Source organism: Chitinophagales bacterium, assembly GCA_019638515.1.
Classification (GTDB): Bacteria; Bacteroidota; Bacteroidia; order Chitinophagales; family LD1; genus UBA7692.
This window is the reverse complement of record JAHBTS010000002.1, coordinates 674,764-698,624: the sequence shown is the minus strand read 5'-3', so window position 1 is coordinate 698,624 and position 23,861 is coordinate 674,764. Positions and strand designations below refer to the sequence as shown.

The 23,861-nt window shown below is 40.5% G+C and carries 21 protein-coding genes and 1 tRNA gene; 9 read left to right on the top strand and 13 right to left on the bottom strand.

Features of this window, described 5'->3' with window-relative positions; translation table 11 throughout:
* Positions 1-25: 25 nt before the first annotated feature.
* Positions 26-1,024: a 3-deoxy-7-phosphoheptulonate synthase gene (gene aroF / locus KF872_06390; protein ID MBX2903171.1), complete on the bottom strand. Its 999-nt coding sequence runs from the start codon at positions 1,022-1,024 to the stop codon at positions 26-28.
* A gap of 11 nt (positions 1,025-1,035) precedes the next feature.
* The gene (locus KF872_06385; protein ID MBX2903170.1) at positions 1,036-1,818 is read right to left on the bottom strand and encodes a diaminopimelate epimerase; all 783 of its coding nucleotides are present in this window, start codon (positions 1,816-1,818) and stop codon (positions 1,036-1,038) included.
* 131 nt (positions 1,819-1,949) lie between these two features.
* Between KF872_06385 and KF872_06380 the strand changes: the two genes are divergently transcribed.
* Both KF872_06380 and KF872_06375 read left to right on the top strand, forming a co-directional pair.
* On the top strand, positions 1,950-3,431 hold the full coding sequence (locus tag KF872_06380; protein ID MBX2903169.1) for a Do family serine endopeptidase: 1,482 nt from the start codon (positions 1,950-1,952) through the stop codon (positions 3,429-3,431).
* Positions 3,432-3,494: 63 nt separating this feature from the next.
* On the top strand, positions 3,495-4,952 hold the full coding sequence (locus KF872_06375) for a T9SS type A sorting domain-containing protein (protein ID MBX2903168.1): 1,458 nt from the start codon (positions 3,495-3,497) through the stop codon (positions 4,950-4,952).
* An 8-nt stretch (positions 4,953-4,960) separates the two neighbouring features.
* Here the strand turns inward: KF872_06375 and KF872_06370 are convergent, their stop codons facing one another.
* Positions 4,961-5,566 carry a fumarylacetoacetate hydrolase family protein gene (locus tag KF872_06370; GenBank protein MBX2903167.1) on the bottom strand — a complete coding sequence of 202 codons (606 nt, stop codon included), beginning with the start codon at positions 5,564-5,566 and terminating at the stop codon, positions 4,961-4,963.
* A gap of 128 nt (positions 5,567-5,694) precedes the next feature.
* Here KF872_06370 and KF872_06365 point away from each other — a divergent pair, with 128 nt between their 5' ends.
* A complete protein-coding gene (locus KF872_06365; GenBank protein MBX2903166.1) occupies positions 5,695-6,684 on the top strand; it encodes an MBL fold metallo-hydrolase in 990 nt (329 codons plus the stop codon).
* A gap of 61 nt (positions 6,685-6,745) precedes the next feature.
* Positions 6,746-7,327: a carboxypeptidase-like regulatory domain-containing protein gene (locus tag KF872_06360; protein ID MBX2903165.1), complete on the top strand. Its 582-nt coding sequence runs from the start codon at positions 6,746-6,748 to the stop codon at positions 7,325-7,327.
* On the opposite strand, the gene pnuC is transcribed toward KF872_06360, so the two are convergent.
* Positions 7,287-7,883 carry a nicotinamide riboside transporter PnuC gene (pnuC, locus tag KF872_06355; protein ID MBX2903164.1) on the bottom strand — a complete coding sequence of 199 codons (597 nt, stop codon included), beginning with the start codon at positions 7,881-7,883 and terminating at the stop codon, positions 7,287-7,289. The two genes, KF872_06360 and pnuC, sit on opposite strands and share 41 nt — an antisense overlap.
* Before the next feature lie 2 nt (positions 7,884-7,885).
* Positions 7,886-12,100, bottom strand: coding sequence for a gliding motility-associated C-terminal domain-containing protein (locus tag KF872_06350; protein ID MBX2903163.1), 4,215 nt, complete (start codon positions 12,098-12,100; stop codon positions 7,886-7,888).
* 177 nt (positions 12,101-12,277) lie between these two features.
* Here KF872_06350 and KF872_06345 point away from each other — a divergent pair, with 177 nt between their 5' ends.
* The 5 genes from KF872_06345 (at position 12,278) to coaE (ending at position 15,832) form a co-directional block, all read left to right on the top strand.
* Entirely contained in the window at positions 12,278-13,372 is a 1,095-nt protein-coding gene (locus tag KF872_06345) for a Glu/Leu/Phe/Val dehydrogenase (protein MBX2903162.1), read from the top strand.
* A 37-nt stretch (positions 13,373-13,409) separates the two neighbouring features.
* Positions 13,410-14,318 (top strand): transcription antitermination factor NusB, encoded by a 909-nt coding sequence (gene nusB / locus KF872_06340; protein ID MBX2903161.1) that lies wholly within the window; start codon positions 13,410-13,412, stop codon positions 14,316-14,318.
* 189 nt (positions 14,319-14,507) lie between these two features.
* Positions 14,508-14,837, top strand: coding sequence for a DUF1573 domain-containing protein (locus tag KF872_06335; GenBank protein ID MBX2903160.1), 330 nt, complete (start codon positions 14,508-14,510; stop codon positions 14,835-14,837).
* Between the two features lie 61 nt (positions 14,838-14,898).
* The gene (gene yajC, locus KF872_06330) at positions 14,899-15,216 is read left to right on the top strand and encodes a preprotein translocase subunit YajC (GenBank protein ID MBX2903159.1); all 318 of its coding nucleotides are present in this window, start codon (positions 14,899-14,901) and stop codon (positions 15,214-15,216) included.
* Positions 15,217-15,226: 10 nt separating this feature from the next.
* Positions 15,227-15,832, top strand: coding sequence for a dephospho-CoA kinase (gene coaE / locus KF872_06325; GenBank protein MBX2903158.1), 606 nt, complete (start codon positions 15,227-15,229; stop codon positions 15,830-15,832).
* Between the two features lie 96 nt (positions 15,833-15,928).
* On the opposite strand, the gene KF872_06320 is transcribed toward coaE, so the two are convergent.
* From KF872_06320 to dprA, 8 genes are all read right to left on the bottom strand, one after another.
* Positions 15,929-16,001, bottom strand: a tRNA-Phe gene (locus KF872_06320).
* A 73-nt stretch (positions 16,002-16,074) separates the two neighbouring features.
* A complete protein-coding gene (locus KF872_06315) occupies positions 16,075-16,863 on the bottom strand; it encodes a hypothetical protein (GenBank protein MBX2903157.1) in 789 nt (262 codons plus the stop codon).
* A gap of 5 nt (positions 16,864-16,868) precedes the next feature.
* Positions 16,869-18,176, bottom strand: coding sequence for a UDP-N-acetylglucosamine 1-carboxyvinyltransferase (murA, locus tag KF872_06310; GenBank protein MBX2903156.1), 1,308 nt, complete (start codon positions 18,174-18,176; stop codon positions 16,869-16,871).
* Between the two features lie 29 nt (positions 18,177-18,205).
* A complete protein-coding gene (locus KF872_06305; protein ID MBX2903155.1) occupies positions 18,206-18,844 on the bottom strand; it encodes a DUF4290 domain-containing protein in 639 nt (212 codons plus the stop codon).
* Between the two features lie 138 nt (positions 18,845-18,982).
* On the bottom strand, positions 18,983-20,623 hold the full coding sequence (locus KF872_06300) for a glycosyltransferase family 39 protein (GenBank protein ID MBX2903154.1): 1,641 nt from the start codon (positions 20,621-20,623) through the stop codon (positions 18,983-18,985).
* Positions 20,620-21,240, bottom strand: a complete 621-nt coding sequence (locus KF872_06295) for a phosphatase PAP2 family protein (protein MBX2903153.1) — start codon at positions 21,238-21,240, stop codon at positions 20,620-20,622. Before KF872_06295 ends, KF872_06300 begins: the two co-directional genes overlap by 4 nt.
* Positions 21,237-22,652, bottom strand: a complete 1,416-nt coding sequence (locus KF872_06290) for an LptF/LptG family permease (protein ID MBX2903152.1) — start codon at positions 22,650-22,652, stop codon at positions 21,237-21,239. The genes KF872_06295 and KF872_06290 overlap by 4 nt, the downstream gene beginning before the upstream one ends.
* 70 nt (positions 22,653-22,722) lie before the next feature.
* Positions 22,723-23,850 (bottom strand): DNA-processing protein DprA, encoded by a 1,128-nt coding sequence (gene dprA, locus KF872_06285; protein ID MBX2903151.1) that lies wholly within the window; start codon positions 23,848-23,850, stop codon positions 22,723-22,725.
* Positions 23,851-23,861 lie beyond the last annotated feature (11 nt).

The following is a 23,861-nucleotide window of genomic DNA, read 5'->3' as shown; positions in this document are numbered from 1 at the left end:
AAAATAAGAAAGAGAGGTTTGCACCTTACACAATTCTGTAGTTGATGGCAGCAGCTATTGGCTGTAAACTTTTATGCAGCGCGGTAAACTGCTCGAAAGTAAGTTGCTGCTCGGCATCGCTTTGTGCGGTGGCAGGGTTGGGGTGTGTTTCAATAAGCACACCGTCTATACCCATTGCTACTGCCGCACGACACAAATCGGAAACTCCGTAAGCAAAGCCCATTGCGTGGCTTGGATCTACTATTATTGGCAGGTTTGTATTTTCTTTTAGCCAACTTACGCCACAAAGGTCGAGCGTAAAGCGCGTTTTTGTTTCAAAGGTTCTTATGCCTCTTTCGCAGAGTATTACATTGGGGTTGCCGCCACTTAATACAAACTCTGCTGCTTGTACAAATTCTTGCAATGTGCTGCCAAAGCCTCTTTTTATTAAAACAGGTTTTTGTGTTTTAGCACACGCCCGCAATATGGCTTGGTCGTACATGGCTTTAGCCCCAACTTGGATAATATCGGCATATTCAATTACTTGATGAACATGGCTGGAATCTTTTACCTCTGTAATTATTTGCAACCCGAAAGTGGAGCGTATTTTGTGGAGTAGTTGCAAACCTTCTTCGGCTAAACCTTGAAAACTGTATGGCGAAGTGCGCGGTTTAAATGCTCCGGCTCGCAATATTTTTACCCCTGTTTTTACACAAAGTTCGGCACATGCAGTTATTTGTGCTTCGCTTTCAACAGAACAAGGTCCGGTAATTACAATTGTGTTTTGTGTGTTGCCGCCTATGGTTATTTCACCAATAGTGATGGTTCTTTTTTGTGCTCTAAAATCTTTGCTTGCTAACTGAATATCGCTGCTTGTATGCGTAACTCTTTGTGCTAAACTTTCAACTTCGGGAGTGATGTTTTTTTGCTTGAATGGCGTAACTAAAATGTACTTTCCGTTTTCTTGAAAAAGTAGGGCTTGGTAAGCAATGCTTAATTTTTCGGCCTGTGCTTTTTGCACAGATTCTTTTAGTTCAATTATCATTTCAACTTGCTTTAAAGTGTAATTACGCCTTCAAAAACTTTTTCTGCTTTGCCAATCAATTTAATGTTGGAAAACACTTTACCATCGTAGTTAAAATCTACTTGCAAATTGCCGCCTTTGGTAATTATGTTTGTTTGCGGAGTGGTTGCTTTGGTATATAAAAAGTTGGCAATAGAAGCAGCTACCACGCCTGTACCGCAGCTTAGTGTTTCGTTTTCTACACCTCGCTCGTAAGTGCGTATGGTTATTGAGTTTGCGCCTAGGGACGCAACAAAATTTACGTTAATTCCCTCTTGAGCAAAACGTTCGCTGTAACGTATTTTATGTGCTTCTTCTACAATGTTTAATGCGTTTGGCTCTGCGGTAAACTGTACAAAATGCGGAGATCCGGTGTTGAGCACAAAACTGTTTTCGTGCTGCTCAATGTGTGCAACATTATTCATGGCAAGTGTTACTATGCCTTGGTTATCTATACTTCCTGTGTGTATGCCATCTACTGCTAAAAAGGTGCATTGGTTTTGTATTGCACCAATTTCTTTTGCAAACTGAATAATACATCGGCCGCCATTTCCGCACATGCTGCTTTCGCGTCCATCGCTGTTAAAGTATATCATTTCAAAATCGAAACCTTCTTTGTTTTGAAGCAGGATTAAGCCATCGGCACCAATGCCAAACTTACGGTGGCAAATGGTTTCAACCAGTGCAGTATTCTCTCTGTTGAAGAAAAGTGTGCGGTTGTCTATCATCACAAAATCGTTACCTGTGCCTTGGTACTTTTTAAAATTAACGTTCATTCAGTATTGCTTGTTAAATGAATTAAAGTGTTGCCTTTGGTGAAATAAAATTGGATAGAAAGCGTACTAATTTTGCAAAGGAAACAATTTCGGTTGTTTCTGTTTTTCAAAAAAGAATAAAACTAAATCGTATGAATTTTAAAACAATTGTAAGTGTGGTTGCCGCTTCGGTTTTAAGTGCCGTGTTGGCAATTGTTGGGTACGAAAAGTATTTTGGTAATAAAACTACGGTGCAAATTGTGGAGCAGCTGCCAGTAAAATTGGCAAGCTATAGCTCAAACAGTTCGCTGCAACCGGTAGATTTTAGATATGCAGCAGCAGCGGCAACGCCAAGTGTGGTGCATATAAAATCGGCTTACAAGGCAGAGCCGGTAAGCTACCGCGGGCGCGATCCGTTTGGCGGTTTATTTGGCGATGATGCGCTTAAATATTTTTATGGGCCTAATCCTTATCAAAGCCAGCCTAAGGTTGCTACCGGAAGCGGTGTAATTGTAAACGAAAGCGGTTACATTGTTACCAATAATCATGTGGTAGAAAATGCCGATGAAATTGATGTAACCCTGCATAACAACAAGAACTATAAGGCAAAATTGGTAGGTCGCGATCCGGATACCGATTTGGCTTTAATAAAAATTGAGGGAGAGAACTTTCCTGCCATCAATTTTGCCAATAGCGATAGTGTAATGATTGGTGAGTGGGTAATGGCAGTAGGTAATCCTTTTAATTTATCTTCTACTGTTACGGCAGGTATTGTGTCTGCAAAGGCGCGCAACATCAATATACTTGCACGCAGCAATTCCAGTTCGGCAATAGAATCGTTTATACAAACAGATGCTGCCGTAAATCCGGGAAATAGTGGCGGTGCTTTGGTAGATATTAGCGGAAATTTAATTGGAATAAATACAGCCATTGCTTCGCCTACAGGCAGCTATGCAGGCTATTCTTTTGCCGTGCCTTCTAACATTGTGCGCAAGGTAGTGGTAGATTTGCAAAAATATGGTGCCACACAGCGCGGCTTTTTGGGTGTGCAGATTCGCAGTGTGGACGATGAGCTTGCTCAAAAAATAGGACTGAGCAAACCTATTGGCGTGTATGTAGATGTAGTGAATGAAGGCAGTGCAGGCAAGGAGGCAGGCTTAAAATCGAAAGATGTAATTACCAAAATAAATGGCATTGATGTAAATAGTGCTCCCGAATTGCAAGAGCAGGTTGCTAGGTTTCGCCCCGGTGATAAATTAAATGTGGAGTTTTATAGAGATGGTAAAGTTGAAAAGGCAACCGTGGTATTGAAGAATAAATACAATACAACTGCTGTAGTAGATAACAATCGCGATATTTTAGGTGCGCTTGGTATTGAAGTTGATGAGCTTTCGGCTAAGGAGAAAATGCAACTTGGAGTAGAAAGCGGTATAAAAGTTACCAATATAAAACCCGGAAAAATTCAAGAATTTACCGGAATTAGAAAAGGTTTTGTAATTACTCAACTAGACGATAAACGTATTGACTCTGTAAATGATTTTGTAAATGCCTTAAAGAATAGAAATGGCAAAGTATTGGTAGAAGGAATATATCCCGGAAAGCCAATGAGTTACCTATATGCATTCAGGATGTAAAATAATTTGTAATAACATGCTCAACTTCTAAGTAGTATTTTTATTATTACAAAAAAGTTGAGTATGTTTTTACAAAAAGTAGCAGCTACGGTTATAGCTGTATTTATTACCACAGTTTCTTGTTGGTCTCAAACAATTATTTCTTACACTTTACTAAAGTCATTCAGCAAGCAGCAAGTAGATTCGTTGTTAACAGCCAATAGCATTCCGGCTTCGGCATTAAATACTAAGTATGGTGTAAATTTCTATAAAGTATTATACCGAACGCCATACAAGCATCCCGATTCGCTGGTGCAAGCATCCGGTGCGGTGGTATTGCCACAAAATGCTACGTGTAATGTTCCATTGGTAATATATAGCCACGGTACAGAAAGTAATGCAAGCAAAGTAGCATCTACATTTAAGGGCGCACAGTGGGAAGTAGGCGTGGGATTGGCAGCTTCGGGTTTTGCAATGGCACTTACCGATTTCTTGGGCATGGGCGATAAAGATCCAAAAGTTTTAATGCACCCATACCAACATGCTTTTCACGAGGCTAATACAGGCATAAATATGTTGCGCGCTACGCGCGAAGTTGCACAGTCGGAATCGGTTGGGTTAAATGGTCAGGTATTTCTTTTTGGTTATTCGCAAGGCGGTTATGTAACTACTGCCATTTGTAAAGAAATTCAGCAAAAATACAGCCATGAGTTTACAATTGCTGGTGCGGTTCCTATGAGTGGTTCGTACGATTTAGATGGGGCTCAGTACGACTTAATGAAAAGCAACGACCCATATCCGACTCCGGGTTATTTACCCTTCTTAACTTTAGGCTACCAAAGCGTTGGAGTACCTTTGTTTACAGTTCCTTCAGATATTTTTAAGAGTCCTTACGATACGGTAATTCCTCCGAAATTATATTCTGGTACAGTGGGAATTGGTACTCTCAACGGTTTCTGTAATCCGGTACCCAAACTCATGTTTAAAGATTCAATTGTGAATGCAATTTTTAGTGATAGCAATCATGTTTTTCGCCAAGCATTGCGCGATAATAATTTGGTGAAAGGTTGGGTTCCTCAGTTTCCTATCCGTTTGTTTTATTGCTCGGGCGATGAGCAAGTATCTCCACAAAACACAGTGGTGGCATATAATACATGGCAAGCGGGTGGTGCACCTAATTTGGCTAAATCTGATTTTGGAAATTTATCGCATGGCAATTGTGCGCAACTTTGTTTCTTAGCAGGGAAAACATTTATTGATAGTTTGAAGCAAGATTGCACTACAGGAATTAAAGAAACAGGAAGTGCTGCCATACAATTGTTTCCTAATCCTGCAAACGATGTTGTGCGCATTGCATTTACCAATGGTGTAAAACCTATGAGCATAGAAGTATGGGCTACCGATGGAAGGTTAGTGGTTTATGCCGATAAGTTGGTTTCGAATATAGAACTGAATGTGGCTCAATGGCAAAGTGGATTGTATGCAGCTGTAATTACTACCGATAAAGGGAAGTTTACAAAAACCTTTATGGTAAGCAAGTAGCCAATAGGCTATTTTATGGAGCAGTCGAAAATTTTTTGGTTTTCGATAAAGCCTTCCAACGTATCGCCAATAGTAATTTTGCCAACACCAGCAGGCGTACCGGTATAAATTAAATCGCCCAGTTGCAGCGTAAAAAACTGCGAAACGTAACTGATAATTTTATCGAAGGAATACATCATTAGCTGAGAGCTGCCTTCTTGTACTTTTTTTCCGTTGAGCAGCAAGTGAAAATGTATGGGATCTGAAAGCCCTTGCTTAGGTATAAAAGTGCCGATAACTGCACTACTATCAAATGCTTTAGCAATTTCCCAAGGCAAGCCTTTTGCTTTTTGATGGTTTTGTAAATCGCGGGCAGTAAAGTCAATTCCAAGTCCTATTTCTTCGTAGTACTTATGGGCAAATTTTTCTTGAATGTATTTGCCTTGTTTGGAAATCTTAATAACTAATTCGGTTTCGTAGTGAATATCGCTGCTCCATTCGGGATGGAAAAATGGCTTGTTGTCTTTTAGAAGAGCTGTATTGGGTTTCATAAAAACTACCGGATGTGCCGGTATTTCATTTTGCAGTTCTTGTATGTGATCTACATAGTTTCTGCCGATGCAAATTATTTTCATGCCTAGTACTTTTATTTTGCGGCTTGTTGGTATTTGTTTACTGCTGCTAAATTGCAAAATCGGTTAAAAGAAAATAGAATAGCGTAAGCAAGGTGTTTATTTTTTTGTAATTATTGTTTATTGCATTTATGATTACATATCGCAGAAACGAACAGCTTACAACCATTTTGCCGGATTGGAAGGGAAACCCTGTGGTACATGGAAAATTTATAGATCCAGAGAAGCGTTTTTCGGGTTCGTTCAAAAAGTTTTTGCAATGGAAGTTTTCAAAAAATGAGAAAGCAATCGCCAAGAAAAATGATGTGTGGAAGGTGGGTGTGCGCAAGGGAAACGATTTTCTTTCGTGCAGCGAAAATATATTGGTATGGCTGGGACACGCCAGCTTTTTCTTGCAAGTAAATGGCATTCGCATACTTATAGATCCGGTATTGGGCAGCATATCCGGAATAGTGCCGCGCTATAGCGAATTGCCGTGCAGCATAGATAATTTTAGAGGTATTGACTATGTACTTATTTCTCACGCACATCGCGACCATTGCGATAAAAGCACGCTGCAAAAGCTGGCGGCACAGAATAACTTTACACTACTTACTTCGCTGAACACGGGCAAACTAATTGCCGGTTGGATAAGTAATTTAAAATTTCAAGAAGCAGGTTGGTATCAGCAATTTAATTTGCTCGAAGAAAAGTTGCGCATTACATTTTTGCCAACGCAACACTGGAGCAATAGGTTTTTAACCGATACGAACCAAACACTTTGGGGTAGTTTTATGATTGAAGCCGATGGTAGAAACCTTTTCTTTAATGGCGATTCCGGCTATTGTAAATATGCTAAGCAAATAGGAACACTTTTTCCCAATATAGATATTGCCATGATTGGTGTGGGAGCCTACCATCCACCAATGATGATGCGCGATGTACATACCAATCCATACGAAGCATTACAGCTATTTGAAGACTTGAATGCCAAAACTTTTGTGCCTATGCACTATGGCACTTTCGATTTGGCCGATGAGCCTATGAGTGAACCGTTTACGGTGTTGCAAAAATTAGAAACCGAAGAACGATACAAGGGAAAAATACGTTTATTGGAAGTTGGTGAAAAGATGGTGCTTTAATTTTTTACAACTTTTATTGAAAGGTTTTGATGCATTTGACTTCTTTCGGCTTTTGAAATTGATGAAACATAGTTTGCAACACTTACTGAAATACATATTGAAATTGCTATCTGCAATAGTGCTGCTTACAATGCCGCTACTTACCAAGGCGCAACTAAATTTCGACTTTCAAGAAGGTACATTTTTAATAAAAGGAAAGGTAACCGATTTACAAACCAAGGCTGCTATTCCAAAAACAAATGTAACCTTGGTGAATAGAAGAGCGGGACTTTCTGCCGATGTAGAGGGTGTTTTTTCTATGTATGTTTTTCCTGGCGATACATTAAAATTTTCATCGCTCGGATATATTTCAAAAAGATTAGTGGTGGCGAATATTCCTAAAGATTCTATCTATAATATCCATATTGAATTGGTGAAAGATTTTGTGCGGTTAAAAGAAGTAACTATTTACCCGTATAGAACAGTAGAAGAATTTAAGCAGGCTTTTATGGAAGCAAAAGATGTGAATAAAGTGGTGTTGCCGGGCATTGCACCACCTAAGTATTCTACCAATATCCCTCGACCTAAGTTTACCAACCCAATTTCTTTTCTCTACGAAAGAACTAAGAAGAGGCGTGCTGCAAATCCCGATTTTCGCCCGTAGAAATTTTTTTTTGCCATTCCCAAAATCCATAGCAGGCCATTAGGCAAAAGAGTATGTATAAGCCCGAAGTAGCATACAGTTGTTTAGAAAAATACATGTATGCGGCCACGGCATCTATGGCAATCCACATCCACCAATTTTCTATCATTTTTTTTGCAGTCATCCAAGTGGCAATGAGGCTAAAAACTGTTACGCCTGCATCTAAAAAAGAAGAAGTTTGTGCCAAGTATGTTTTTCCAAATTTTCCCAGCACGTAAGTAGCCGCCATTCCGATTACCATCAAAGAAGCCCAGCGACTGTGGGTTATCTTTGTTATGGTTGGTAGAGAAGAGTTGCTGCGGTTATTCCAAAGTGCTAAGGCATATATGGCAACTGCTACATAATATAATTGAAGCGCAGCATCGTAATACAATGCCGCTTGGTAGTTTATGAATACATAAATGGCTGAACCTAGGCCGCCAAATAGCCAGCACCATTTGTTTTCTTGTGCAGCTAACCAAACATACAACAGCGATAAAATAATTGCTGAAATTTCTACAACCTTATCAATTTCCATTATTAGCGTACCAATGTAATACTACCTTTAAAATTATTGCGGTTATAGTTATCTATCCAAACTACTTTCAAGTGGTAAATATATACTCCTGGCTCTGCTTCTTTTCCATTAAAAAAGCCATCCCATCCTTCTTTAAAACTGCTGCTTTCAAACACTTTTTCGCCCCAGCGATTAAACACTTTTAGGCTAAATTCTTTTACGGCTTTTTGGTTGCCAAGAATGTTTAAAATGTCATTTGAACCATCGTTGTTGGGAGTAAAAAAGTTAGGAATAAAAATAGTGTAATCCGGTACTACGGTTGCTTGTAGAGGAACCGAGGCAGTACAGCCATTGGCATTGGTTACAAGTACTGTATATGCAATAGAAGAAATTCCATCGAATACCGGATTGCTGCAATCGTAGCAACTCAATCCTGTTGTGGGCATCCAATTGTAAGTTACTGTTCCGGTTTGGTTAGAAGTTACATCTATGTCCATTGGATTGCCCAATGGTGTTGCAAGTGGATTTGGTGAAACTGTAAGCATAATAGAATCGGGCTCGTTTATTTGCGTAGTGAAGGTTGCAGAGCAACCATTCATGTCTGTAACTTCTATGTAGTAACTTCCTGCGGCTAAGCCCGAGTATATGCCGCTCAGCGAAGAATCTAATCCATCGCGCAAGAAGCGATAACCCGGAGTGCCGCCACTGGCGGTAATTTCAATTATACCATCCTTGAAATTGTAGCAAGATACATCGCTGTTGTTGAGTGTGTAGCTCACAGGAGTAGGCTCTGTTACTTGCAAAGAAGTTGTTGCCGTGCAGTTATTGCCATCGGTTGCAGTAATGGTATAAGTTCCTGCAGGAATATTGCTGAAAAGCCCTGAGGCGGCTGTGTAATTAGAAGCGCCATCCGATGCAGTATAAGAAAAAGGGCTAGTGCCACCGATAGCATTGCTTGTAATGCTTCCATCGCTAAAGCCATTGCATGTAGTTGCTGTTGGGTATGCGCTTAGTTGAATGGCTGTTGGTTCATTTAGAGTAATAGATATGGTAGCGGTGCAGTTGTTGCTGTCTGCAACTGTTACATTGTAAGTGCCTGCTGCTATTTGCGATGCACTAGAGGTAGTGCTCACATTAGGGCTCCAAGTGTAAGTAAGATTTCCTGAACCTCCGCTTGCAGTAATTGTTGCCGTGCCAGATTGGTCTGCATTGCACAGCAAATCAGTTTGGGTACTGTGGGCAATAATTTGTGTTGGTTCGTTTATAGTAATGTTGCCAACTTGCTTGCATCCATCTGCCGCAGTAGAAGTAACTGTATAGTTGCCTGCCGGTAATGCAGCGGTTGCAATGGTAGAGTTGCCTGCACTCCATTGAAAGCTATATGGAGCTGGGCCAACGGTTGGTGCAGCGGTTGCACTTCCGTTTGCACCAAAACACAAAGCATCGGTGGCAGTTACGGTAAGCGGAATGCCGGCAGGCTCTGTGATTTGTATTGAAATAGTATCGGTACAATTGTTGGCATCGGTAACGGTGAGTGTATAAGTACCTTGTGTAAGTGCGGCACGGTCTTCATTGGAATTAGCATCGTTCCAAGCAAAAGTATAAGGCGTAGTACCTCCGGTTACAGTAATATCAATACTGCCGTTGTTTCCACCAAAGCAAGAAACATCGGTATGCTGTTCTGCAAGTATAAGTTGCGCAGGTTCTGTAACCGTTTCGCTTACTGCCACAGAGCAGTTATTGGCATCTACAACATTGCCTGCATACGTATTGGGTGCAAGATTAGGAATAGTAGAGCTTCCGGCAGGTACAGGATTGTTTAAGAAAGAATAAGGAGCTGTGCCACCGCTTACGTTAATGGTTACAGTACCATTGTTAAGCCCAAAGCAAGTAACATCGGTATGCGAAGTGGTTACGGTAAGTGCGCTATCGGGCTGAGTAAGGGTTACAGAATCCACTTTCGTACATTGGTAGGCATCGCTAATAGTTACCTCATATTTTCCTGCCGGAATATTTTGTGGATTGCTACCAATTGCCGTTACGGGATTCCAAGTGTAAGTATATGCAGGCACACCGCCACTTACAGTTACATTAATGCTTCCGGTGGCATCGCCAAAGCAGTTTACATTTTGTGGCGTAATGGAATAGGTGATTGCTGGCGATTGGGTTATAGTGGTGCTTCCGGTAACGGTACAGCCTTTATCATCGGTAACGGTAACTGTATAATTTCCGGCAGCCAAATCTAAGTTAGTGGCTGCAGATGCAATATTGCTCCATTGGAATAAATATGGTGCTGTTCCTCCGCTTGCATTGGCTGTTGCAGTGCCCTTTCCGGCTTGGTAGCAGCTATCTATGGTATTGGTGATATTTACCGCCAATGGAGTGGGAGCCGAAACAACACCGTTGGCGGTAGCGGTACAGCCTTTAGAGTCGGTAACTGTTACGGAATAATTTGCTGCAGCTAAATTATTTGCTGCAGGATTGTTTGGTAAACCACCACTCCAAGTGTAATTGTAATTGGGTGTGCCTCCCGATGTTACCGAAACTAGTGCACTGCCATCGTTGGTTCCGGCACAAGATAAGTTAAGGGTGGTCATGCTGGCAACCATAGCTGCAGCTGGCTGCGAAATTGTTACGCTACCACTAAATGAATTACCTGCATTATCGCTGTAATTATAGGTGTAATTCCCAGCGGCCAAATTACTTATGGAGGCACCGGAGCCTCCGTTGCTCCAAGTAATTGTTTTGGTGCTGCCACCGCCTGTAACGTTTAGTGTGGCGCTGCCATTGGTGCCGTTAAAGCAAGTTACATCGGCTACGGTGGTAGAGGAGGTAATGCCACAAGGTAAGTTGTTGAGCGTTACACTGTATTGCAATAGCGAAGAACATCCGTTAGCATCTTTAAAATCGGGAATATAGGTGCCTGCTCCTAAGTTGCTGGCAACATTAGTGGTGCTAATGGTAGGCCAGTTTATATATTGGTAAGGTGTAGTTCCACCGCTTACAGTTACGGTTGCAGATCCATTTGCCAAGTTGCAGTTAGGATCTGTTTTAGTAATGCTTGCAGTAAGTGCAGTTGGCTGGTTTAAGGTGTATTGCCCTGTGGTAGTGCAAACGCCATCGGTTACGGTTACGCTGTACGTTCCGGCTGTTAGCCCAATGGCATTAGCAGTATTTTGTCCTGTGCTCCAACTGTATTGATAGCCACCATAGCCTGCCGAAGGTCCAAAACCATCTGTTGCCGCCACTGTAATACTACCATTGTTGCCGCCATTGCAAGGTGGCGGTTGCATGGTTGGTGTTAATGTAATATTGGGAGCAATGGTAACAGGTTTTGAAAAACTTTTGGTACACCCGCTTACATCAGTAATTACAAGCGTTACATTGTAAGTACCAATCGCTGCATACGTATGTGAAGGATTTTGTTGAGAGGAAGTACCTCCATCGCCAAAAACCCATGCCCATGATTGTATGCTGCCTACATTGCTGGTAGAAACATCTGTAAATTGAATGGTGGGTGAACACGATTGGTAGTTTGTGCCAGCTACCCAACTCGAAATACTTTGAATACAAACATTTTGTTCGTTAGTGCCGCCTCCGGTTGCAGCTGTCCATCCCCAGTTTACAATTGGGTTTCCGCCAAAATAAGTTTGAACTATATTGGGTATTACCATGCTCAGGCGCAGGTTGCCATCCAAGTACACAGAATAGGTGTTGGAGTTTACGTCCCATACAATTCGCACAATATGGTTTTGGCAATCGTCTAACGGTGCAGAGTTAGGTTGTGCCGGCACCGGCCCGCCAACATTGTGATTGTAAAGACCTGCCGAGTTAAAAGCGATATGGTGATAGCTCGGATCATTTACGTTTGAATTTTGATAAGTATCAAATTCTACGGCAAATGAAAACGGTTGGTTATTTCCAGCATAGCCCAAACCTTCGCCCGGATTCCCTAATCCATTGGGATTGGTAGTGAGGGCAAACATTAAACCATCGGCACCGCCACCGTTGTTGCAACCAAAAAACACCGAGAATGTAAAATCAAAGGAGTTATTAAGGTTAATGGTTTTGTTTTGGAAAATAGCACCTGCCTGATTCTTGGCATTGGGCGTAATTCTAAAGCATTCGCAACCGCCCAATTGCACAGCATTGCCAAGTACGGTATAGTTCTGTGCTTGTATGGTTGCAAAGAAAAACAGTGAAATACAAAGTAGTAGTTGGTGTAAAGATGAGCGCATATTCAGTTGATACTACCTTAAAGACACGATTTTTTTTTCAAAAGTTGGCAATTAGATTTCAAAGAGTTTCCACATTCCGTTAATTTTATAGCGTCTATTGCCTTTTTCGAGTGTAAATTATGCTTGGGCAATTCACTAATTAGCCTACATTCGCGCTGCGTTTAAAAATCGGTTTCCATGAGTTCTTTTTCACAAACGACAGTAGCAGCCACCCCTTCGCCAAGTTTATTGGCTATGGCAGACGAAATGCAGCATGAGCAAATACTTTATTTTAATGATGATGAAACCGGATTAAAAGGGTTTATTGGTGTTCACAATACAGTTTTAGGACCTTCTTTAGGCGGTTGCCGCATTTGGAATTACAGCAGCGTAGATGCTGCATTTTTAGATGTGCTTCGGTTAAGCAGAGGCATGACATTCAAATCATCAATAAGTGGTATAAATCTGGGAGGCGGCAAGGCTGTAATTCTCAATAATAATCCGGCACAGCGTACCGAAAAATTTTGGAAAAAATTTGCTGAATATGTAGAAAGTCTGGGTGGAAAATATATTACCGCAGAAGATGTGGGAACTTCTACAAAAGAGATAGCATACATGATGCCGGTAACCAAGCACTTGAGCGGTAAGCCGGTAGAGCAAGGCGGGGGCGGAGACCCATCGCCATTTACGGCTTATGGTGTTTATTTAGGACTAAAAGCTGCCGTAAAAAAGGCTTTTGGGAATGAGAAGGTAGAAGGCAAACGCGTGGTAGTGCAAGGTGTTGGGCACGTTGGTTATTATTTGGCAGAGCATTTAGTAAAAGAAGGTGCAAAAGTTTTTGTTACCGACCTTAACGAAGCCGCAGTGCAAAAAGCAGTGCAGCAACTTGGTGTTTCAGCCATTAGTTTGAACGAAGTTTATACGCTGGATTGCGATGTGTATGCACCGTGTGCATTAGGTGCAACACTAAATGAAAGCACCATTCCGCAATTAAAGTGTGCCGTAGTGGCAGGTGCTGCCAATAACCAGTTGGCAAACGAGAATGCCGATGGCAAGCGATTGCTCGAAAAAGGAATTGTATATGCTCCCGATTTTTTAATCAATGCAGGAGGCGTTATCAACTGCTACCAAGAAGTAATTGGCTACAATCGCCAAAAAGCACAAGAAAAAGTAGAAGGTATCTACGACCAAACACTTAATATCTTACAGTTAAGCGATACCGAAAAAATATCCTCGCACGAAGCAGCTGTAAAAATTGCGATGGAAAGAATAAAGAAAGCAAAAGCCAAATAGTTCAATGTTAGGAAGAAGAAATCTTAGAATAAAAGTAATGCAAACTCTTTACGTTCGCGAATTGGGTGATGATGTAAGTTTGCAATTCTTAGAAGGACAGTTAAAAACAAGTTTACACCGTAGCAATTTACTGTACCTTACGCTTGTTCAATATATTATAGACGTAAGTTTGTATGTATTGGAAGATAAAAACAAGCGCATGGCCAAGTTTTTGAAAACAAAAGAAGACTTAGCACTCAATACTATTCTTTCAAGAAATAAAGTAGTAGAAACATTGCGCACCGATGAGCGGTTGCAGCAATACCTAAGCCAAGAAAAAATTTCTAAATACATAGATGCAGATGTAGTGCGCCAACTTTATATCGAAGTAACCGAAAAGCAACGGTATAAAGAATACATTAAGTTAGAAGAATCTACCTTAGATGCCGATATAGATATACTTGCGTTCATTATTAAGAATGTACTCACCAAAAACAAAGTTTTAGATAAGTATTTAGAAGAAACTTTCGTGAATATGGATGACGATAGCGGCACACTTTGGCTTGTACTTCAAAAATATGTAGAAGGCTTTGCCAAAAGCGGAGTAGCCCTATTTACCGATGCCATAAGTTATTGGGAAAAAGAACATCCGTTTGCTTTAGAATTATTAAAGAAAGCATACCAACACAACGAAGAAATTATTGAAGTAATTCGACCATTTCTTAAAAACTGGGAGTTAGACAGAGTAGCCGTAATGGATTTATTGATACTTAAATTAGCCATGTGCGAATTGCTCTACATGCCTACCGTGCCTATAAAAGTTACCATGAACGAGTACATAGATATATCTAAGTTTTATAGCACACCAAAAAGCAAAGACTTTGTAAACGGAGTGCTCGATAAAGCTAAAAATCAATTGCAAGAAGAAGGATTGGTAAAAAAACACGGAAGAGGATTAGTTGAATAATTTTAAGAAACACGCACACCGAAAATTATACCTTCGCAATCCGCAAGCACAACGCGGCTTTATGTATAAAACAAACCGGAAATGAAAAAAGTAGTAATAGCCTCAGTTTTGTTACTGTTTTTATTGGCAACAGAATCTTGCAGACGAAAAGGAAATGAAGTGCTGCGCAATGGTGGTCTAACGCCAGAAATGCTGCGCGATTCCACACTAGTAGAGTTTCAAGAAATTGAGTACGGATTCGATACCATAAAACAAGGCGATAAAGTAGAGCATACCTTTACACTTAAAAATGTGGGCGAAAAGAATTTGTTTATCACCAATGCCTTTGGCAGTTGCGGCTGCACCGTACCCGAATATCCAAAAGAGCCAATAGCACCCGGCAAAACTGCACAAGTAAAAGTAACTTTTAACTCTGCAGGAAAAGAAGGTGCGCAAAAGAAATCAATTACACTGGTAATGAATACACCTAAGCGAAACGAGTTGGTGTATATGAACGGTTTCGTAAAAGTAGAAAAGTAATTCCACCAATATTATTGGAAATAACTATACAAAAATTTCAAGCAATAAAAATTAAACTAAAATGATTTTACTTCAAGCAGCAGGCGGTTTCGACCCTATTATCTTAGTTATCTACGGAGCCTTATTCGTAGTAATTTATTTCTTCTTTATTCGCCCGCAAACCAAGAAAGCGAAAGAGCAAAAAAACTACATAGAGCAAGTGCAAAAAGGCGATAAAGTAGTTACCACCGGAGGTATTCACGGCAAAGTAGTTAGAGTAGACGACAATGCTTTTTTTATTGAAGTAGATAACAACGTAAAGTTGAAAATCGAAAAAAGTGCCGTATCAATGGAAATGTCGAAGCCATTGAACAGTGAACCTGCAAAGACAGAAAAATAAGCTCAATACAATGCTTCGCATTGGCATTACGGGCGGCATAGGCAGTGGAAAAACAACTGCATGTAAACTCTTTGAAAAACTAGGAGTGCCGGTTTACTATGCCGATACCCGTGCCCGCCAGTTGATGGAAGACGATAAGCAATTACGCCAATCCATTATGAAGCATTTTGGTGGAGAGGCATATTTGCAAGACGGCTCGTTAAATAGAACATATCTCTCTTCTATAGTATTTGGAAACGAAGAAAAGTTACAGCAACTCAATACTTTGGTGCATCCGGTAGTTGCAGCCGATAGCGAATCGTGGAATAAGATTTTGGAGCAAAACGGATATGCATATTCGCTACGCGAAGCTGCGTTATTGGTTGAAACCGGAAGCTATAAGTTATTGCACAAACTTATTGTGGTAACGGCTCCTGAAGCCGAGCGCATAAAAAGAGTAATGCTGCGCGATAATGTAACTGCAGAGCAGGTAAGAGCAAGAATAAATGCTCAAATGCCCGAGGCTGAAAAAGTGAAGCTGGCAGATTTTACTATTGAAAACACCGATTTAATTGCTTTAGCACAGCAGGTTAAGCATATTCACGATACCATAATGGCACTTTCTTCTAAAGCGTAAATCAGCATAATTATTTTCTACTGAAAGTATATATGCACATGCTTAAAAGAAAAATCCCTTGCAAATAACTATCTGCAAGGGATTTTAAATTTTGTGTGGTGTGGGAGGGAATCGAACCCCCGACACAAGGATTTTCAGTCCTTTGCTCTACCGACTGAGCTACCGCACCATCCGTGTTCTTTCTTTGAAAAAACGAAGCGCGAATATACAATCGTTTTACACTCTTCCAAAAAAAATGCTTTTTATTTTCTGCTGTTATAGTATTCTGCAAATGGTTTCAGTTCGTTGGTATTTATCCATTCTACACCGGAGTTGAGCAATTTTTTCCAAATGCCATAATTATCGGGAGCGCCCCAAAAGCGGAGGGTTTTTCCGCTGGCATGTGCTGCTGCAACTAATTTTTGCAATGTTTTGGCTTCGTCTTTAGGCATTGGTCCGGCTCCATTCCATAAGAAGTATTTATACCAATAGGTGCTAATGCGCGGTACCAATACATTAGAAACAGCCTGTGCGGTATCGCTTATGCCACCATCAATATTGGCAAAGCGAATAGAGTCTGCCTCTATATCGGCACGAGGCGCTCCACCCGAAATTAATATAGTAAGCCAACCTTTTTGAATTAAACTATCGCCCTGCCATTGGCAAAAGTACTTTTGGTAAGGTGCTATATATTCTTTTAGGCGTGCATAGGATTGGCTTGGTTCGTTTTTAAATTCAACCATTAGCGTAAGGGGAATGGAGTCTTTATTGTCGTATAATTTTCCCTTATTCTTCTTAATAATATGAGCTAAGGGTTGCAGGTATAAAGAGTCTATGGAAAGTTTTCGGTTTAAGCCCAATTTAGTGTGCGATACTACTAACTTGCCTTGGTGCAGCCACACATCAATTTCTATACTTTTGTAGCCATAGCGTAAGGCTTCATACAGCGGTTTTTTTTGTGCGTAATCGTTGTGTGAGTGGCCGCTATAAATTTGGGTATAACCACAGAAGTAAGCTAAAAAAAGAAGGAGTAGAAGCAGGCTGTTGCGCATAGTATTTATACCCGTTTTATTTCGGCACCAATGGCATTTAAACGTCCGTCAATATTCTGGTAGCCGCGATCTATTTGATCTATGTTATGTATGGTAGATTTTCCTTCGGCACTCATAGCTGCAATGAGTAGCGAAACACCTGCTCTAATATCGGGCGAGGTCATGGAAATTCCTCTGAGTTTGTAAGCGCGATTTATTCCAATTACTGAGGCGCGGTGCGGGTCGCAAAGAATTATTTGTGCGCCCATATCAATAAGTTTGTCGGTAAAGAATAAACGGCTCTCAAACATCTTTTGGTGAATGAGTACACTGCCTTTTGCTTGGGTTGCCACTACCAGCACAATGGAGAGTAAATCGGGTGTAAACAAAGGCCAAGGACCATCGGCAATGGTTAAAATGGAGCCGTCTATAAAGCGTTGAATTTCGTAACCTTCTTGTGCAGGCACATGAATATCGTCTCCGCTTATGTGCATGTTTATGCCTAATTTTTCAAATACGGGTAGAATATTTCCCAGCATATCTACACGGCAATTTTTTATCAAAATATCGCTTTGTGTCATGGCTGCCAAGCCAATAAAGGAGCCAATTTCTATCATATCGGGCAGCATGGTGTGCTCTGTGCCGCCTAATGTTTCTACGCCTTCGATATACAGTAAGTTGGAGCCTACACCTTCTATTTTAGCACCCATGCGGTTGAGCATGGCACACAATTGCTGTAAGTAAGGTTCGCAGGCGGCATTAAAGATGGTGGTTTTCCCTTTTGCCATTACTGCCGTCATTACAATATTGGCAGTACCTGTTACCGATGGTTCATCTAGTAAAATGTATTGTCCTGTAAGGTTTCCGGCTTCTACGCTGTAAAAACTTTCGGAACTGTCGTAGTTAAATTTTGCGCCTAATCTTTCAAAGCCAAGGAAGTGTGTATCTAGTCTTCTTCTTCCAATTTTATCGCCACCGGGTTTAGGTAAATATGCTTTTTTAAAGCGTGTGAGCAATGGCCCCATAATCATGATAGAACCCCTAAGAGCTGCGCCTTTCTTTTTATAGGTATCTGTTTTTAGGTATTCTAAATCAATATTATCTGCTTGAAAACTGTATGTGTCGGTTGCAAGTTGCTCTACCTTTACGCCCAAATCTTTTAGGATATCTATAAGCGCCAGCACATCGCGTATTGCGGGAGTATTTTTTATGGTAACTTTTTCGGGAGTAAGTAAAACGGCACATAGAATTTGCAGTGCTTCGTTTTTAGCACCTTGCGGCACTATTTCACCTTTCAGTTTTTTTCCTCCTGTTACTTCAAAAGCGTTGGGCATATTGTTGGTATTTTAAGTTGGGAAGATATTTACTTCTTAAATTTATTTTTGTTTTTAAACTTCTTGTTTTTCCCGCCTCCATTGCGGTTGTTATTGTTGCTAACTGGTTGCGGTTTGTAGCCTCCACGCGAAAGTAGGTTTATGTTTGCTTGGCTATCGAGGCTTAACTGGCCATCGCTCAGCAGGCGTAAGTCATCTTTAATTACATCATCGTTGGCACTTTCTTTATTCCAGTTTTGGTAAACCAATTTCATGTAGTTGCCAATGGTATGGGCAAGCCCTTCACGTTTTTCTATTTCGGTTGTTTCTTGTGCCTTTTTTACTAATGTTTCTACATGTTTTCCATAGTGTTTAAAACGTATTTTGCTTTTTGGATAGGGTAGTGGAACTGGTTTGCGTTCCAGTTCTTCTTGCGATTTTTTTGGATAGGGGGAATCTACATCTAATTTGTAATCGCTCATAATAAACAGATGATCCCAAAGCTTGTGTTTAAAATCTTCTACGTTTCTTAAATGTGGGTTTAATTGCCCCATCAATTCAATAATTTCATTAGCAAAGCGGTTGCGTTGTTCACGGTCTTCAATTTCTATGGCATGGGCAATAATTCTTTGAACGTGTCTTCCATATTCACGAATAAATAAATGCTCACGCGAAGTGTTGTAAATCATATTTTAAAATGTGTTTAATAATGTTTGAAAAAAACAATTCCGAGGTTGCTAAAACAAGGATAAAGGAGAGATGGTATCTGCTTTTGCTACCGAATTGCAACGTAAATATGAAATGTTTTTTGAGAATTTCAAATACTATTAATCTCGTCTTTCTTTTAAGAAAACGAAGCCATTTTTTCTGCCAATCTCATCGGCATTTACCCATGTTTTTACTTCTTCTAACCTATGAATTTTGGTGATGATATAGCGAGGAGCATTGGCAGGATAGGAGTGAGGCGGCTGTTGTTGTCCATAAAACAATGGTGCATAGCTTTTAAAGCCGAGTGCTTCTATCCGTGCATTTTCTTTTTGTTTTTCTGTAATAAAATCTATGAGTGCTCCTTGCGAATAGCGTTCAATTCTAGGTATAAACCAAACCATTGTAAGGTGCGAAAAAATGGTGGTGCTAAAGAGCAACAGTGCAATAGCTTGTTTAAGTTTTGAGGTGGTAAAAAGTAAAATTGAAGTAAAAAATGATACTCCAAAAATAACTGCGGGAATAAAATCGCTTTTGCTCCAATATACTTTGGCATTGAGTGCCTCGCTGGCAAAATCGGCTTTAGCAAAAGGTTGTATTTTGTACATTTTATTGCCAACAACCGGAAGCACAATTAGAGCGGTGAGTAGTAGCAAACCCATTACCGAAAGGAGTAAAACAATCCAGCCTTTCATTTTGAATTTTTCGCTCATTACTTTTTCTAAATAGTATGCTCCAAAAAATGTAATAGGGAAAAATGCCAACGATGAATAGTGAATGATTTTGGTTTGCACTATACTAAAAACTACCAGCACCACACCTAAGAGCGCAAACATCCAGCGCCTGAAACTATCTTGCTCAAAGCCATCGCTGTTATCGTTTTTAAAACCTGCCAGCGCAAAAACAGATGCAGGAAAGCAGCCAATAAGCAATACTACAAAATGGTAAAACCAAGGGCCGCTATGACCCGCATCGCCTGTGGTAAGCAAGCGAATTTGGTATTCAAAGAACGGACGTAGAAACTGCATGCCGTTGCGCTTAAATTCAAGACTTAGCCATGCTGCCACAATAAGGCTAATCCAAAACGCCCACATAAATAAATGCTTAAAGCCAATCGTTATTTTCCCTTTATTCCAAACAAACACCACCAGTATAGTAAGCATTATGAGCAATACGGCAACCGGTCCTTTTGTAAGCACTGCCAATCCTGTAAATAGAGAAGATAAAACTATATACCAGCGTTGTTTCCATCGGTGGGTTTTTCTATCGTCAAACTCATTGGTAAACGATATTAGGTAGATAAAGTAAATACCTAAAAAAATGAAGAGATTAAATACAGGATCTATAATGCCGCTTTTGAAATAAAAATGTGGCAACAGCGATGCGCAAAACAATAGCGACCAATAAGTGGCTAAGCGCCCGGTATATAACCGCCTGCCAATTGCCCATACAATAAGCACGGTAAATACTCCGCAAACTGCATTTGGGAAGCGCGCTGCATATTCGTTTATGCCCCAAACTTTCATGCTGAGTGCTTGCAACCAAATGAAGAATGGTGGCTTTTCGTGAAATAACTCAAAGTTGATTTGCACCATGCGCCAATTGCCGGAAACAAGCATTTCGCGAGCACTTTCTGCAAAGTTTATTTCGTCCCAATCAAATAAGTGTACATTTCCTAAAAACGGAAAGAATAACAAGCCCGCAAATACCATTAGAAAGAAGCGGGTAGGGAACTCCAATAAACTTTTTAATAACGACTTCAATTATTTGATTGCCAATTTAGTTTTGCAAAATATAAATTTATTAGCCAAGCAACAGCAGTGCCTAAAAATACACCTGCTACTACATCGGTTAAAAAGTGTTGCAGCAAATACATACGCGAAATTGCAGTAAGCAACGCCAATAGAAAGAAGAGCAATTTCAGCCATGTTTTGTGTGTGTGAAAAGAAAGTGTAGCAAACAGGCAAAATGCAGCGGTGGTATGCCCCGATGGAAAACTGTAATGATACAAAGGTTCAATATTGGGAATAATTCTGAGTGGCTGTGTTTGCTCAAAAAAGAGGTGTGGACGAAAGTAATCGCCAAATACAATACGTTTGAAAAACTGAACCGAAAGACTGGCAATAACGATAGCTGCAATAGCCTCTGCGGCTGATTTTGTACCTTTTAACTTCCAAAATACCAGTAGGCAAACAGCAATAAAAGGGAACTCTCCCAGCCTTGTAAAAAGCGAAAAAAAAGTATCGGCAGCAGCACTGTGGTATTGGTTAAAGAAAAGATTTTCGGTGCCTTTGGAGTGGCTGCCAATAAATGCCAATCCTACTATTGCTGCCACCAAGCTGCACCATACAAACAGTGGAATGCGGAAGATGTTTCTCATTTTTTCAACCGCAATAATTTTTTGTAAAAATCGGCTGAAAGTATGCGCGAATCATCGGTAGCTTTCATGGCAAGAAATGCTCCTATAGGTAATAAAATAAAGGTACTCAGCCACATGCCGGTAAATACCGAAAGTTTATCGCGCTCGCTTAATTTTTCGCCAATCATACTGCTTACGTGGTACAGAATAAAAAAGAGAACTGCATAAAACAAGGGCCACCCTAAACCACCTTTTCTAATAATTGAGCCTAATGGTGCACCTACTAGAAACAGTACTACACAGGCTACCGAGAGTGTAAACTTTCTATACACTTCAATCATTATACTATTGATGTCGCGTCCCTTAAATTCTAGTTGTTTGGTGGTAATGTCGGTGTAGTTTTTGGCATTTCTGGCATTATTGATGGCATTTTCAAGAATGGCGGCACGCACTTCTTTAGGTTGTTTTTTTAAAATCTCATCGAAAGTGTTTTGCTTTTCAACCGTGGCGGAATGTGGAAGTGTATCTAGCCCAAACCTGTAAAAGTTGAAGTAAGGTCGCATGTAATCGCGCAGTTGATTTCGCAGGTTTTGTTTTTCAATTTCTACGGTGTCTTTTTGTTGAATCAATTGCCCGAGCGACAGCATTTGTTTTAAATCGCGAAAGTAGTTTTCATCGGAGCGCGATAGTTTAAACTGGCTCAAATCGAAGCGTTTTTCGTATGTGCCAAACGAGGAACGATACATTTGAAAGGCAGTGGAGTCGTTATCTTTTGGTGCCATTTCTTTGTATTGCTTTCCATTTTGCAATGCAAGTGTAAGTACCAGTTTTTCTTCGTCTTGAATAATGCTGCCTTCTTTTGCTGTAATTACATGGTCGCTTCCTAATCCGCTGGTGTGGTCGAAAACTATAATGCCGTATAGTTTATTACCGTCTTCACTTTTTTCTTCGGCACGAATGGCGTAGCCTTCTATGCCATTGTAAAAAATACCCGGTTTAAGCGCTATAGATGGTTTTAGATGCCGAATATCGTATAGCAGCGTGCTGAATTTTAAATTAGAAAGCGGTAAAATATAATTTGAAAAAAATAGTGCCAGCAAACCAATGGCAATAGAGGTAATGAAGAGAGGAAACATAAAGCGCAGGAGCGAAATTCCGGCTGCTTTAGTGGCTGTAATTTCCAAATGTTCTCCAAAGCTGCCCATGGTCATAATAGATGCCAGCAATACAGCTAAGGGAAGTGCCAGCGGCACTAATTTGGCACTGGCGTAAAATAGAAGCTCTGCCAATACCCAAGTACTGATTCCTTTGCCTACCAAATCATCTACATACTTCCATAAAAACTGCATTACCAACACAAATAGGGCAATGCCGAATGTGAGCAAGAATGGACCTATAAATTGCGAAACCACTAAACGGTCTATACGCTTCATAGGCGGCTAATATAACTTTTGGAAAGTAACCATGGGCTTAAAAAAACGTGAAGTGTAAAGTAGCAGTGTATTAGTGGTTGTTGAGTTTGTATTTTTTTCCGGGCATACCTATTACAATACCATTCATTTCCATTTCTAAGAGAGCTGCCGAAAGTTCGCCCGCAGAAAGGTTGCCATTTGCCAAGAGTGTATCTACGGTTTGGCTGCCGCAGCTAAGCATATCGTAAATAATTTTTTCTTTTCCGCTGAGTACCATTTGCAGTTGTTTTGCAGGTGCCGGTGCTGCATTGTTTTTTATTTCCCAATTCATGGCAAGGAGTAAATCTTGCCCGCTTTCTATAATGGATGCTTTGTAGGTTTTTAGTAAAAAGTTGCAGCCTTTGGAGTATTTATCGCCTACTTTTCCGGGTATGGCAAATACATCGCGGTTATAGGAATTGGCAATGTTGGCTGTAATTACAGCTCCGCCTTTTATATCGCTTTCTATTACAATAACGGCATCGCTCATGCCGGCAACAATGCGGTTTCGCTCGGGAAAATTTCCCGGATGGAAGTTGCTGCAGGTGGTGTATTCTGTAAGCAGTCCTCCATCGTTTATCATTTGTTTGGCTAGGTTTTTATGCTTATCGGGATATATTCTATTTAGCCCGTGTGCTAATACGCCAATGGTTGGGAGTTTATATTCTAATGCTGTTTGATGTGCAATACCATCTATGCCATAGGCCATACCGCTTAATATTGTAATACCTGAGGCATAAAGTTCTTTCACTATTTTTTTGGTAATTTCTTTACCATATTCAGTTGGACTACGCGTGCCTACAATGGCAATAGTTTTTGTTGCATTTAAGTCGGCATTGCCTTTGTAGAAGAGGAGTGCAGGAGCATCGTTGCAGTGTAAAAGACGCTGCGGAAATGAACTGTGCGTATAAAGTAGTGGTTGGATTTTATGCTTTTCAATAAATGTTACTTCTTGTTCGGCAGCTTGTAGTACTTCGGTTTGGTGAAGGGATTGGCTAATTTTTTCGGCACGTACTTCGCCCACCAAAGGAATTTTTTTGAGCTTAGATTTGGTAGTGGAAAATACGGCTTGTGCGCTGCCACAGTAAGCAATTAAGTTTTTACAAATGGTGTTTCCTACTTCGGGAATTTGGGTGAGTGCAATGGTGTAAAATAGTTCTTCTGTAGTGGTGTGGGGCATAGTAAAATGGT